Origin of the sequence: Caulobacter sp. ErkDOM-C, from assembly GCF_048541825.1 — a bacterium.
Lineage (GTDB): Bacteria > Pseudomonadota > Alphaproteobacteria > Caulobacterales > Caulobacteraceae > Caulobacter.
In genome coordinates, this window is sequence record NZ_CP183332.1 from 3207539 (window position 1) to 3221654 (window position 14116).

At 67.5% G+C, this 14116-nt stretch carries 9 protein-coding genes; 4 read left to right on the forward strand and 5 right to left on the reverse strand.

All coding sequences use genetic code 11. The features are described 5' to 3' along the window. Positions 1–84 precede the first annotated feature (84 nt). Positions 85–1284 carry a methyltransferase domain-containing protein gene (locus ACN2C8_RS15455; RefSeq protein WP_419252913.1) on the forward strand — a complete coding sequence of 400 codons (1200 nt, stop codon included), beginning with the start codon at positions 85–87 and terminating at the stop codon, positions 1282–1284. 5 nt (positions 1285–1289) lie between these two features. After that, entirely contained in the window at positions 1290–2954 is a 1665-nt protein-coding gene (locus tag ACN2C8_RS15460) for a sulfotransferase (protein WP_419252914.1), read from the forward strand. Here ACN2C8_RS15460 and ACN2C8_RS15465 read toward each other — a convergent pair. From ACN2C8_RS15465 to ACN2C8_RS15485, 5 genes are all read right to left on the reverse strand, one after another. Then, the gene (locus ACN2C8_RS15465) at positions 2942–3565 is read right to left on the reverse strand and encodes a DUF1349 domain-containing protein (protein WP_419252915.1); all 624 of its coding nucleotides are present in this window, start codon (positions 3563–3565) and stop codon (positions 2942–2944) included. The two genes, ACN2C8_RS15460 and ACN2C8_RS15465, sit on opposite strands and share 13 nt — an antisense overlap. A gap of 2 nt (positions 3566–3567) precedes the next feature. Beyond that, complete coding sequence (gene nagE / locus ACN2C8_RS15470) at positions 3568–5349, reverse strand: N-acetylglucosamine-specific PTS transporter subunit IIBC (RefSeq protein WP_419252916.1); 1782 nt, start codon at positions 5347–5349, stop codon at positions 3568–3570. Positions 5350–5352: 3 nt separating this feature from the next. Further along, positions 5353–7884, reverse strand: a complete 2532-nt coding sequence (gene ptsP / locus ACN2C8_RS15475; protein WP_419252917.1) for a phosphoenolpyruvate--protein phosphotransferase — start codon at positions 7882–7884, stop codon at positions 5353–5355. Positions 7885–7905: 21 nt separating this feature from the next. After that, complete coding sequence (locus ACN2C8_RS15480; protein WP_419252918.1) at positions 7906–10197, reverse strand: beta-N-acetylhexosaminidase; 2292 nt, start codon at positions 10195–10197, stop codon at positions 7906–7908. Positions 10198–10438: 241 nt separating this feature from the next. Then, positions 10439–13096, reverse strand: a complete 2658-nt coding sequence (locus ACN2C8_RS15485; protein WP_419252919.1) for a TonB-dependent receptor — start codon at positions 13094–13096, stop codon at positions 10439–10441. Positions 13097–13235: 139 nt separating this feature from the next. Between ACN2C8_RS15485 and ACN2C8_RS15490 the strand changes: the two genes are divergently transcribed. Together ACN2C8_RS15490 and ACN2C8_RS15495 are read left to right on the forward strand one after the other, a co-directional pair. Beyond that, on the forward strand, positions 13236–13304 hold the full coding sequence (locus ACN2C8_RS15490; protein WP_419255892.1) for a hypothetical protein: 69 nt from the start codon (positions 13236–13238) through the stop codon (positions 13302–13304). 66 nt (positions 13305–13370) lie between these two features. Further along, a complete protein-coding gene (locus ACN2C8_RS15495; protein ID WP_419255893.1) occupies positions 13371–14114 on the forward strand; it encodes a GntR family transcriptional regulator in 744 nt (247 codons plus the stop codon). Positions 14115–14116: the final 2 nt, after the last annotated feature.

Here is a 14116-nt window from a genome sequence, read left to right on the forward strand (position 1 = left end):
GCGGAGACCTCTAGGATTCTCCCGGTTCGCGACCCACGCGGGCCAGGACGCCTGAGGCAGACACCGCCCAATGCAGAGGCTTGCGTGACCGACGAGATCAGCGCCGAGGACTGGCTGCAGCAGGCGGTCATCGCCAGCAACCAGGGTCTGCACCCCCAAGCGCGCGAGGCTTTCAGTCGCGCGCTGTCGATCGACCCGACGCTGGGCGAGGCGATGCTGGGCCTTGGCCTCTCGCATATGGCGACGCGAGACTTCGGTGACGCCGTCATGCCTCTTCGGCAGGCGGCCGCGACGCCAGACGCGCCGGCGATCTGGCACGCCTGCCTGGCCCAGGGCCTCTACATGACCGGTGATTTCAGTGGGTGCGCGGAAGCCTTCGAACGCGCGGCGGCCCTGGAACCTTTGGCGACCAACGCCCGCCTGACCCATGCCCGGGCCCGCACCTTCGCCAGCATGATCCAGGGCTCTGTGGACGACGCCCTGGCACGCTATCCCGCCCTGGCCGGCGATGAGGCCGAGGATATCGAGGTCATCGCCCGAGAGGCCTTTGCGATCCTTGGCGTCTTTGGACATGCCCCCGCAGCGGCGGCGGTCGGCGCTTGGCGACTGGCCAGAAGCCCGGACGATCAGATCCAGGCCTATCTGCTGCAGGCGGTCAGCGGGGCGGCGGTCGATCGCGCGCCGGCCGCCTATGTCGAGGCGCATTTCGACAGCTTCGCCGAGAATTTCGACCACCAGCTGGTCGATCTGCTGAACTATCGCGCGCCCGAGCGGATGGCGCAGTTGATCGAAGATCATGCCGGACAGTTCGCCGAGATCCTCGACCTGGGCTGCGGCACCGGACTGTCGGCCCCCGCCCTTGCGCGCTTTGGCGGTCGCCTGACCGGCGTCGATCTCTCCGGCGGCATGCTGGACAGGGCACGGGCGCGCGGCGGCTATGACCTGCTGGTCCAGGCCGAGGCCGTCGCGTTCCTCGACCAGCACCCGGCAGCCCTCGACCTGGTCTTCGCGGCCGACATGGTGATCTATTTCGGCGACCTGTCGGACCTGTTCCGGGCCGCCGGCAAGGCGCTGCGCCCGGGTGGCTTTTTCACCCTGAGCACCGAGGTGGGGGCGGAAGGCTGGACGTTGCTGAGCTCCGGACGCTTCTCACACGCGGACGACTATGTCGCCCAGGCGGCGGGCCCTGAGTTTGCGCTGCTGGATCAAGAACCCATCGCCCTGCGCCACGAGGGCACCGCGCCCGTCAGGGGAACGCTGCACGTGTTCCAGCGGTCTGCCTGACCCTTATGTCGGCCATCGCCCTGCCCCATCCCCTCATCGCCCAGGCGCGCGACCTACTCAATCGGGGCCAGGTCGAACCGGCTCTGGCGACCGCACGGCGGCGGCTGGCAGAGGCCGCCAATGACATCGACGCCCTGGAGATCCTGGCCCTGGTCTGCCAGCAGCGTGGACAGGCGGTCGAAGCCGTCAGCCTTCTGGAGCGGATCATCGCCCTCTCGCCGACCCTGGACTGGCCGCGCGACGACCTGGCGATCCTGCTGGCGGGGCTGGGCCGCAAGGCCCAGGCCGAGACCGTCGTCCGCGCTGGCCTGGCGCTGAACGCCAGCAACCCCCAGGCCCTCGCCATGCTGGGAACCCTGCTGACCGAGCGGCGCGACCTGCCCGGCGGCGAGGCGGCGTTCCGGAGCGCCCTGGCCCTGGTGCGCGACCATCCGCCCACCCAGACAGCCCTGGCCGCCAACCTGATCGAGCAGGGCAAGCTTGAGGCGGCCGAACCCCTGCTGGCTCGCGCCGACCAGTTGGCGCCGGGTGACGGCGCGACCCTGGCCCACTGGTCTCGATTGCGCGAGGCCATGGGCGACCTGCCCGCCAGCCGCGCCCTGCTGGACCGCGCCGCAGCGGCGGGGTTCGACGTCACCCTGCGCCGCGCCGTGCAGCTGGGCCGCGAGCATCGCCACGCCGAAGCCTTGGCCGTGATCGAGGCCGTCCCCGGTCGCATCGGCGGCGACGCCCTGCTGGAAAGCGGGCGGCTGAAGGAAAGGCTGGGACGTCCCGCCGAGGCCTTCGCTGACTTCGTCGAGGGCAAGGCCCGGCTGGCTGCGCGTGACGGCCTGGCCTATAATGGCGGCGCCGTGACCCGCGAGTTCGACGCCATGGCCCGGCTGGTCGAGACACGCGCCCCCCTACCCGGCGCGGCGCTGCGGGAGGGACCGCAGCCGGTGTTCGTGTTCGGGTTTCCGCGTTCGGGCACCACCCTGGTCGAGCAGATCCTGTCGAGCCATTCGGCGATCGCGGCCGGCGGCGAGCTGCCGTTCGTCACCGAGATGGTCTCGGCGCTGGAGAGCCAGTTTGGCGGCCTTTCGGCGCTGTGGACGCCCGGCGTCGCCGAGGCCCTGCGCGATCTCTATCTCGACCGCGCCAGAGCGTTCGGGCTGATGGACGCCGGCAGTCCCCTGTTCACCGACAAGATGCCGCTCAGCGAAGTCTGGACGCCGGTGATCCGCGCGGCCTTCCCGCAGGCGAAGCTGATCCGCATGATCCGCCACCCGCTGGATACGGCTGTGTCGATGCTGTCGCACAACCTGACCCATGGCGAGTTCTGCGGCTATCGGATCGAGGACATCGCCACGCACATGCGGGCCGTCCACGCCTTGACGGGACGCTATGCGAAGGCGCTGGACGATACGGCGCTGGGGGTCCGCTACGAGGACCTGGTGGCCGACCAGGAGACCTGGACGCGGCGGCTCCTGGATCATCTCGACCTGCCGTTCGAGCCGGCCTGCCTTCGCTTCCACGAGAACCGCCGCTATGCGCCAACGCCGTCTTACGCTCAGGTCAGCGAGCCGCTGAACGACCGCTCGATCGGGCGGTGGCGGCAGTATCGCGAGCCGTTGACGCCGCAGATCAAGGCGCTGGCCGAAGTAATCGGGGACCTCGGCTACGAGGCTTGAGGCGTCTCGACCGTCCAGTCGTTAAACCGCGCTTCGAACGGCTTTCCGAACGGCGCGCAGGCGGTCAAACCCAGCTGCACCGTCTTGCCCATGGCCAGATGTCCCAGGCGCACATCGACGAAGGCCTCGCCCGGCTTGGCGTAGGCGCAGGCCAGGATCGGACCGCGTCGGCTGACCCGGAAACGGATCGGCCCTGTCCAGCCGGGCAGCGGAACGACCGAGCCGTCCGACCAGTCGCGCGTGAAGACTGTGGCCGAGTTCAGCTTGCCGTGCAGCCATTCCACCCCGGTCTTCATCCAGTTCGCCGCATCGGCGCGAACCATCAGACCGGTCTGGTCGGCGTCCCCGGCGTAGTCGGCCTCCACCGTCACGGTGCTTACGAAGTCGCCGGAGACCTCGCGAAAGAACAGGTGACCGCTGTCCATGATCGCGTCTTTGGCGAGGGTCTTGCGCCAGAAATCGGATCCGGTCTCGGCCTGCATTGTCAGGCCGGCGCTGGTGGTCTTCCAGGCCTTTGGCGGATTGAGCCAAGCCGTCGCGTCGGCGGCGCGGGCCAGGGCCGGCATGGTGAGGGCGGCGGCAACGCCCATCACCGTGTCTCGGCGGGTCACGATCATGCCCGCAACAGCCTGATCGCCTCGGCTAGCGCATCGGCCTGCGGTCCCATAACCACGTGGATTGTCCGCTCTCCGATCCGGGCCACGCCACGCGCGCCCAGGGCCTTGAGCGCCGCCTCGTCTATGGCCAGAGGGTCGAGCACCACCACCCGCAGGCGGCTGGTGCAGCTGCTCAGGCTCTCGATATTGCGCAAACCGCCGAGGGCCGCGACCAAACGCTCGGCCTGCGCCTTGTCACCCGCCACAGCGGGCGCGGCGACGAGCGGCGTCGACGCGGCGGTCCTGGCGACGGCGCTGCCCATGGCCGCGCGGATCTCGCTCGCCACCTGGTCGGCGATCGGACCCAGCACCACCTGCAGCGCGCGCTCCGAGGGTCGCACGACGCCGCGCGCGCCCAGGGCCTTGAGGCGCGGCTCATCAACCACGCCCTGCCCCGTCACCACCATCCGCAGACGGGTCGTGCAGGCATCCACCGAGGCGAGATTGGCCGCGCCGCCCAGGGCGATCAGGAAGTCCTCGCCACGTCCGCCGGCCGAGGCCGCGACCGGCGCGGCAATGGCGTCGTCGGGCTCGCGGCCCGGGGTCTTCAGGTCGAAGCGGACAATCACCCAGCGGAAGACGCCGTAATAGAGCGCGCCATAGACCAGCCCCACCGGGATCAGCATCAGCGGCCGGGTGGCCTTGTTGAAGTTCAGCACATAGTCGAACAGGCCCGCCGAGAAGCCGAAGCCCAGCTTCACGTCCAGCAGGTTCATGATCACCATCGACAGGCCCGTCAGCACGGCATGGACCGCGTAGAGCACCGGGGCCAGGAACATGAAGGAAAACTCGATCGGCTCGGTCACCCCGGTCAGGAACGAGGTCAGGGCCAGGGAGCCCAGCATGCCGCCCACGGCCTTGCGACGTTCGGGACGGGCGGTGTGCAGCATGGCCAGGCACGCGGCGGGTAGGCCAAACATCATCACCGGGAAGAAGCCGCTCATGAACGCCCCGGCGGTGGGGTCGCCGGCCGCAAACCGATTCAGGTCGCCGGTCGCGCCGTTGAAGTCGCCCAGGATGAACCAGACCACATTGTTGAGGATGTGGTGCAGGCCCGTGACGATCAGCAGGCGGTTGAGCAGGCCATAGACGAACAGCCCCACATCGCCTGAGGCGATGACAAGACCGCTGAGGCCGTCGACGCCGGCCTCCAGAGAACTCCAGAAGAAGCCGAACAGTAGGGCCAGGACCACGCCGGCCAGACCCGCCACGATCGGCACGAAGCGGCGGCCGCCGAAGAAGGCCAGGTACTCGGGCAGCTTGATGTTGGAGTAGCGGTTGTAGAGCCAGCCGCTGATCACCCCGGAGAGAATGCCGACCGGGATCGACAGCTTGCCGATCTCCTTGGCCTTCCAGGCGGCGATGGTGAGGTCCCTGGCGCTTTCGACGACCGTCGCGGTCACTTCTGGCGGCACGACCATCAGCGCATCGACGCCCTTGGTGGCGATGACGTAGCAGACCACGCCGGCCAGGCCCGCCGCGCCATGGTTCTCCCGCGCCAGACCTACGGCGACGCCGATGGCGAAGATCAGGCCCAGGCTGGAAAAGATCGCCCCGCCCGCCGCGCCGAACACATTGGCGATATGCAAGGACATGCCGCCGGTCATGGCGGCCAGGCCAGGCGCGCCCAGCAGGTCGGGCTGGCCGATGCGCAGGAGCAGCGCCGCCACCGGCAGTACGGCGATCGGCAGCATCAGGGCGCGGCCCAGGGGCTGCAGGACTTCGAGCGGCGACTTCATCGCTTAGACTCTCGTATTCGAAGACTGGGCCAGAAACGATTTGGCGACTTCACGGACCGCCTCGGGCGAGGTGAGGTCAAGCACCTGGGCGGCAAGCGCGCGGCAGGCCTCGAGGTCGAGACTGCGGACCAGGGCCTTGACCTCCGGCACCACGGCGGCCGTCGCCGAAAGCTCGGTGACGCCAAGGCCCAGCAGGATCGGCACGGCGGTCAGATCCGAAGCGGCGCCGCCGCAGACGCCGACCCAGCGGTGGTGTTTTGCGGCGCCCTGGCAGGTCTGGGCGATCATCCGCAGCACGGCCGGGTGCAGGGCGTCGATACGGGCGGCCAGCTCCGGATTGCCCCGGTCCATGGCCAGCACATACTGGGTCAGGTCGTTGGTGCCGATCGACAGAAAGTCTGCCTCAACGGCAAGCAGATCGGCGGTGACGGCTGCGGCCGGGGTCTCGATCATCACGCCCAGCTCGATGCGTTCCGAGATGCCCATCTCGCGCTTGGCTTCGTCGAGCACGGCGCGCACGGCGCGCAGTTCGTCCAGGCTGGCGATCATGGGAACCATGATCTTGCACTGACCAACAGGACGCACACGGAGTATGGCGCGGATCTGGACCTTCAGCAGATGCGGTCGCCACAGGCTGACGCGCACGCCGCGCAAGCCGAGCGCCGGGTTTTCCTCGGCCGGGATCGGCAGATAGGGCGCAGCCTTGTCGCCGCCGACGTCCAGCGTGCGGATGATCAGCGGCTTGCCGTCCAGGGCCGAGGCGATGGCCTGATACTGGCGGGCCTGTTCATCCTCGTCGGGCGGCGTCTCGCGATCGAGGAACAGGAACTCGGTGCGCAGCAGGCCGCTGCCTTCGGCCCCATTGGCGGCAGCGGCGAGGGCGTCGTTCAGCGAGCCGACATTGCCGAACACCTCGATACCGACACCGTCCTTGGTGACGCAGATCTGGTGCGCCGAAGCCTTGACGAGCGCCTTGCGCTCCTGGCGCTGGGCCAGCTGGGTCTGGGCGGCTTCGAGGGCCGGCGCGTCGGGCGCAACGCGCAGCTGACCGCCATCCGCGTCGAGGATCAGGGCTGCGCCGTCGGCCACGGTCAGCACCGCAGCGCCGACCGCGACCAGGGCCGGAATACCCATGGCGGCGGCCAGGATGGCGACGTGCGAGGTCGGGCCTCCGCGCGCCGTGCAGAAGCCGGCAACGAGGGCGGGGTCGACGCCCATCAGCTGCGACGGCAAAAGTTCGTCGGCCAGCAGGATCGAGCCCGCAGCCAAGGTCGCGGCGCTTTCCTCCTCGCCGGTCAAGGCGCGCAGGACCTGACGCTCAAGATCGATCAGGTCGTCGACCCGCTCGGCCAGGCGACTGTCGCCCAGGCCGCGCAGGGCGTCGACATAGCCGCCGACCGCCTTGCGCCAGGCAAAGCCGGCGCTCTTGCCCTGATCGATCAGGGCGCGGGCCCCGGCCGCCAGTTCGGGATCTTCAAGGAAGGCCAGGTGCGCACTCAGGATCGCCTTGCGCGCCTTGTCGCCTTTGGACGCGGCCAACTCCAGTCGACCGCGCACCTTGGCCAGCGCCTGGGTCAGGGCGACCTGCTCGGTCGCGACGCCGTCGCCGGCCTCGCGCACGACGATCTCGGCCGAGGACAGCCGAACGGCCTTGCCGATGGCCAGACCCGGCGCGGCGAGCACACCCTTGAGTACGCCGTCCCTCGGCAGTTTGGCCGGGCCAGCCTCAACCGCCGGCTCGACGGGCGCCAGAGCAGCGGACGCGGCGACCGGGCCGCCCTCACCCATACCCTCCGCGATAAGCGCGATGATGGCGGCGATGGCAGAGTCTGCGTCGACGCCGCTGGCGGCGATGGTGATCACATCGCCATGGCGAATGGCCATCGACATCACGCCGACCGGGCTTCTGGCGCTGGCGCGACGGCCGGCGGCCACAACCACGATATCAGCCTTGAAGCGGCGGGCGGTTTCGGCGATGCGGGCGGCGGGCCGGGCGTGGATGCCGTGGACCAGAGGCACCACGACCTGACGACCGATCTCGAGTTCGGCCACCGCCGACGACGCGACGGATCCGTCGATCGGCGACAGCTCCATCAAGACGTCACCAACCTCGGCAGCCCGGTCCTGCTCGCGCCGCACGATCTGGAAGGCTTCGGGATTGGTGATGACGATCGGCGTGATCAGGCTGCGAACGTTCTGGGCCAGGAAGTCCAGGTCAAAGGCGATCAGCGGATCGCCGGCCTTGACGCTCTGGCCCTCGCGGACCTGAACCTCGAAGCCCGCGCCCTCCAGCGCCACGGTCTCCAGTCCAAGATGCATCAGGATCTCGGCGCCGTTGGCGGCGCGAAGGGTCACGGCGTGGCGGGACCGGTGCACCGTCATCACCACCGCATCGCACGGCGCGTGCAGCATCGAGCCCGTGGGGTCGATCGCCAGGCCGTCGCCCAGCATGCGCTGGGCGAACACCGCGTCGGGCGTCTCGTCGAGCGGCGCGATCCAGCCCTGCAGCGGCGCGGAGAGAACGAGATTGGACACGGGGTTACTCTCTCGAAAAAACTAGTTCGGCTTTAGCGTGACGCGGTCGATGGCGAAGGTTGGATCGACGCTCTTTGACGTAAACATCAGGCACAGGTCGTGCTGGCCGGCGCGCGCCGGGATCTTGCCGCTGATCATCGACAGGGCAGGCTCGCGGGCGGCCTTGCCCAGGGGGATGGCGGCGATGCGCTGACCCTCGCAACCCAGCAGAACCTCCAGCTCGCCCTCGGCCGTGGCGGGCTTGCGCAGCGCGATTTTCTCGCGCTCGGCGCCGATCTGGAAGTTGAACGGAACCTGGCCAATGCGCGCGGTCAAGGTCGCGCCCTTCGACAGGTCCGCGCCTTCCCAGATCCAGCAGGGGTTCATGATGTCGACATGGAACACGGCGCGGTCACCCTGGACCGGGGCGTCGTCTTCCAGCAGCAGGGTCAGCTTGTCGCTACACGCCTTCAGCTGGTGGCCGGTGCGGGTGAGCAAGGTGTCTGGATTGACGCTGAGGTCGCGGATGCGACCCAGGGGACGGCCGTCGATAAACGTCCGAGCCCGGAGCTTGTCATTGACCGTCAGGACCAAGGCCTTCTCATAAAGGCTCGAGGCCATGGTCGGCTCGGCCCCGCCGACCGTGTAGCGGATCTCGCCGATGGCCAGGCTGGAGGCCAGGGCGACATCCACCTTGCCGCCCTCGCCGGGCGACAGCTTGACCTGGGGCTCGAAGGGCACGGCATCATAGGCCACGCCCAGGGCGTCGAGGCGCGCGAACTCGGCCGGCATGCGGCGGTTGAAATCGGCCCAATCGGTGGTGGTCTGCGGCGACCAGCCCCGCTCGGCCACGGCGACCAGACGCGGGAAGATCATGCGCTCCAGCCGCGCGTCGGTGCGCATGTGCTCGGTCCAGGCATTACCCTGCAGGCCGATGACATGCTTGCGCTCAGCCTCGGTCATCGCCTTGGGAGCCGGATCAAAGTCGTAGACGTCCTTGAGGCTGACCACCCGGCCACGGCCCGGAGGCTCGTCGGGCGAGGCGCTCTGGCGGTTGTCCAGATACATCAGCGGCCAGGGCGACAGCACCGTATCATGGCCCAGCTTGGCGGCGGCGATCGCGCCCTCCAGGCCGCGCCAGGACATCACAGTGGCGTTGGGGGCAAGGCCGCCTTCGAGGATCTCGTCCCAGCCGATCAGGCGTCGGCCGCGCTTGTCCAGATGCTTGCCGACCCGCTGAATGAAATAGCTCTGGGCTTCGTGCTCGTCCTTCAGGCCCAGGGTCTTCATCTGCGCCTGTATCTTGGCGCTGGCTTTCCACTGGTCCTTCACGGCCTCATCGCCGCCGACGTGGATATAGTCGCTGGGGAAGAGGTCCATGACCTCATCCAGCACGTCGTTCAGAAAGGCGAACGTGCCGTCGTCGAGATTATAGAGCCAGGGGAAGATGCCCCAGTTGTTGCGGTCGATGGCCGGCGGATTGGCGTTCACGCCCAGCTGCGGATAGGCGACGATCGGCGCCAGGGCGTGGCCCGGCATCTCGATCTCGGGCACGATGGTGACATTGCGGGCGGCGGCATAGGCGACCAGCTCGCGCACCTGGTCCTGGGTGTAGAAGCCGCCATAGCGGATGGCCTTGCCGGTCTTCGGATCCTTGCCCGCCGCGCCGGCCGGAGTGCGCCAGGCGCCGAGCTCGGTGAGTTTCGGGTACTTCTTGATCTCCAGCCGCCAGCCCTGGTCGTCGACCAGATGCCAGTGGAAGGTGTTGAGCTTGTGAGCCGCCATGGCGTCGATGATCCCGCGCAGGGTCTCGACCGACTGAACGTGGCGGGCGCTGTCGACCATCAGGCCGCGCCAGCCAAAGCGGGGCGCGTCCTCGATGGCCACGGCGGGCAGGTCGACCGGACCCTTGCCGGCTTCCTGGGTGGCCAGCTGCCACAGGGTCATGGCGCCGTAGAACAGGCCAGCGCGCTTGGCGGCGGTGATGGTCACGCCCGAGGGGCCCGACTGCAGGGCGTAGGCCTCGCCGGTCGCGCCACCGCGCGCCAGGACGATAGCGGCCTCGCCGGCGGCGGGCGCGCCCTCGACGACGGCGGGCTTCAGGCCCCGGGCGCGAAACAGAAGATCAGAAAGCTGCTCGGCTACGCCCCTGGCCTCGACATCGCCCTTGGAGACGATGATCCGGGTCTTGGCGGTCAGCGGAAAGACGCCCTCGGTGGTCGAGAGCCTAGCCGGCATCGGCGTCAGGGCAACCGGACCCGCCAGGGCCGGAACGGCGGCAGCGAGAACCAGGGCGGACGCCAGGGCGGCGACGACGGATCGGGCGAGGGTCATCAACAGGCTCTCACGGATACGGGCACGGATAAGGGAGCCGACGGGCTGCGGCAAAAAGCGGGCGGAGCGACAGTGCGCCCCGCCCTAGCTCCAGGCTTGCAGGTCAGGAGGATGGATCTGGCGGCGATGCGAAGCGGACCGGTCATCAGGTGATCCTGAACCATGCCGCCCCCGATGCAATCGTCGCCTGAAAGAAGAAGATCGGGACTTCCGGAGAGGGGGTCGGAAGTCCCGAAGCGCCTTAGAACTTGAAGCGGACGCCGGCGTAGAAGGTGCGACCGTTGTCGTAGATCGCGCGCGGCACGTCAGGCGTGCCCACGAAGTACTTCAGCTTCTCGTTCAGCAGGTTCTGGGCATCGAAGGTCAGCGCGATGGTCTCGTTGACGTTGACGCTGACCGAGCCGTCCAGGGTAGCGAAATTGTCCTGGAACATGTCGGTGCCGCGATCGGTGCCCGACTTGAACTTCGAGCGGTAGCTGTAGGCCAGCCGCGCGCTGAGCAGGTCGTTCTCGAAATAGCCCGTCAGGTTGTAGGTGTGCTTGGAGCTGCCATCGATCGGCTTGCCCAGGTCGGTCTGAGCGTCCGAATAGGTGTAGTTGCCGATGAAGCCGAAGCCGCCGCCGATGGGCTGCTGAAGGGTGACCTCGAAGCCGCGGTTGGTGCCGCCGTCCCCGTTGATCGGACCCGTCATCGTGAAGGTGTCACCCTTGCCGGCGCCCAGGCGTTGCTGGGTCTGCTGGGTGACGTGGTACTCCTTATAGGTCCGGCTGGTGATGTAGCTGTCGATATCCAGCAGGAAGACGCCGACCGACAGCAGGGCTTCCGGGCCATAATACCATTCTGCGGCGGCGTTAAACTGCCAGGCGCGGAAGGGATCCAGCTCCGGGTTGCCGCCGGCGGTGCCGGTGACGGCCGTGTCGTTCAGGCTGAAGGCGCCGGCCAGCTGGGCATAGCCCGGACGCGACATGACCTTGGCGGCCGAGAGGCGAACCACGACATCCTCGTCGGCGTTCACGACCAGGGTCGCGCTGGGCAGGATGTCCCAGTAGTCACGATTGACGTTGCGGGCGCCAAACGAGCCAAACAGGTTGGTGATCGTCGGGGGCGTTACCGAGCCCGAATACTGGGTGGTGTCCTGGTCGGTATGGACGGCGCGGACGCCGACATTGCCGCGCCAGCGATCGCCGCCGAGCTTGGCCATCGCATAGACGGCCTGGGTCTTTTCCTGCACCGCGAAGCTGAGCGGCGGATAATAGGCGAACTGGCGACCGCCGTTGGTGGCCAGGGTGGCCAGAACCTTGGCGCGGTCCGCGAGGACGTAGCCCTGACCCGACAGACCGATGTCCTCACCATAGTTGGACGGCGTCGACTTGCCGACCACGGTGCCCAGGTCGACGCCCGAGGTGCCGCTGTAGACGCCGTTACCGGCCCAGCCATAGGCGGTGTAGTTCACTTCGCGGGTGTGGTCGGTATAGCGGCCACCGAACAGCAGGGTCTTCAGATAGCCGTTGTCGACCGTGTATTCGACGTCGCCCTTGGCGTAGAATTCTTCGTCCGGGCTATCGACCTTGCCGCCCCACGACCAGCTGTAGAAGTTGTTCAGATAGGCGGCCGAACCGACGGCCGGCAGGCCGGGATAGCTGACCTTGGTGACCGGCGCGCCGAGCTCATAGCTCATGCCGGTTTCCCAGTAGGTTTCCCACGCCTCGGTGTCGTCCGTGGCGCCTTCACCCTTGGTGTAGCCGATGTTACCGCTGATCTTCAGGTTGTCGCTGGCGTGATAGACGCCGTCGAGGTTCAGATCCCAGGAGGTCGAGTGGGCGGTGCGGAAGATGTCATCCTGCACCATGCCGCGGCTCTTGGTCCCGTTCGGCGAGGTCGCCGCCCAGGTCGCTGCGCTCAGAATGCCGTTGCTGATCTTGTAAGAGGTCAGCGCATTGCCGGCCGCGCCCGCCGGACCCGTATTGGCCGAGATCAGATTGCTGACCCACGCCATGCGGTTCACGTTGGTGTTGTCGGCGTCCATCTTGGTGTAGAGGCCCGAGAACGACAGCTCCAGCTTCTCGTTCGGCTCCCACTGGGTGACGAAGTTGGCGCCCTTGCGCTTGCGGGTCTGCTGGAAGAAGGCGTTGCCGATCAGGTTCGGCGCCAGGACGGTCTGACCCGTGCCGGCGAAGTTCTGATACTCGGTATAGCCGAGGATTTCCTGGCCATCGCGACGGAATTCACGCTCCTGATAGAAGGCGCCGACCAGGGCCCCGAAGGTGCCGGCCTCGTTCTTCCAGCTGAGCATACCCGAAACCTGAGGCGTCCACTTTTCGGCGCGGGTCGCATACAGACCCTGGACCGAGGCGTTGGCCGTCATGCTGGGCAGGTCCAGCGGCATGCGGGTGTGCACGTCGACCGTACCGCCGACGCCGCCCTCGGGGATGTTCGCCGCCGAGCTCTTGATGATGTCGATACGACCGACGACTTCCGACGGCAGCATGGAATAGTTGAAGCTGCGGCCGCCGCTGGTCTGATCGAGAACGAACCAGTCGCCGGTGGCCATGTTGTGGCCGTTCAGCAGGGTCAGGTTGAGGTTGGGATCGGTGCCGCGAACGCTGACGCGCTCGTTTTCGCCGAAACCGCCCGCCGCGGCCGAGCCGGTGACGACATTGACGCCCGAAACGCGCGACAGAGAGTCGGCGACGTTCTTGTCCGGGAACTTGCCGATGTCTTCGGCGGTGACCACTTCCGACACCAGGTCGGAGTTACGCTTCTGCTGCATCGCCGCCTGCAGAGAGGCGCGGATGCCGGTGACGACAACTTCGTCGACCGCGTCCGCCGGCGCGGTTTGCGCGAAGGCGGGCATTGCGACCATCACCGCCAGAGCACTGGCGGACGCGGTCAGGACCATTTTGTGAAAGCTTCTCATAACTCGGCTTCTCCCCATTTCGCCGGACCTAGGCCCGGAGCCGAACCCCAAGCCCAATGTGGTACCAATTATCTACGGACGTCCGCAGATCGCGGTACTTCTCAGGCCTCGGAGCCAGACTGTGACGGAAATTTATCGGATGACAAGGCCAAAAAGAAACCAATTGCAGACCATGTTCTTATTGGTATGAAAATGGTCATATGTTATCGATACGGCAAGACGATGGCGTTGATTTGTGGGGGAGGCTGATTTGACCATGTTTTCGGAACGGATTGGCAGGCTCGACGCCGGCGGCGCTGAGCACGCGCCCCTCTACAAGCAATTGCAGCGCGCCCTGCGCGACGCGATCCACAAGAAGATCCTGGGTCCCGATGACGCCCTGCCCGCCGAGCGGGACATGGCCGAGGAATTCAGCATCTCGCGCATCACGGTGCGCAAGGCGCTGGATGGTCTGGTCAGTGAGGGCCTGCTGACCCGCCGCCAGGGCGCCGGCACCTTCGTCGCTGCGCGGGTGGAAAAGAGCTTCTCCAAGCTTTCGTCCTTCACCGAAGACATGATCTCGCGCGGCCGCGTTCCGCGCAGCGAGTGGATCAGCAAGAGCGAAGGCTCGGTCACGCCCGAGGAATCGCTGACGCTTGGCCTGTCGCCCGGCACGCCCGTCTATCGCTTCGCCCGGATCCGCTATGCCGACGGCGCGCCGATGGCGGTCGAGTACACCACCGTCGCCGCCTTCGCCCTGCCCTCGACGGAAACGGTGGGAACCTCGCTCTATGAGGCGCTCGAGGCCACAGGGCATCGGCCCGTCCGCGCCCTGCAGCGCCTTCGCGCCGTTCTGTTCAACGCCGAGCACGCTGATCTGCTGGGCGTGCCCGTCAAGGACGCCGGCCTGCTCATCGAGCGACGCGGGTTCCTGAAGGACGGCCGGGCCGTGGAAGTCACCCAATCCTACTATCGCGGCGACGCCTATGACTTCGTCGCCGAACTGAACGCCCTGTCCTGAAG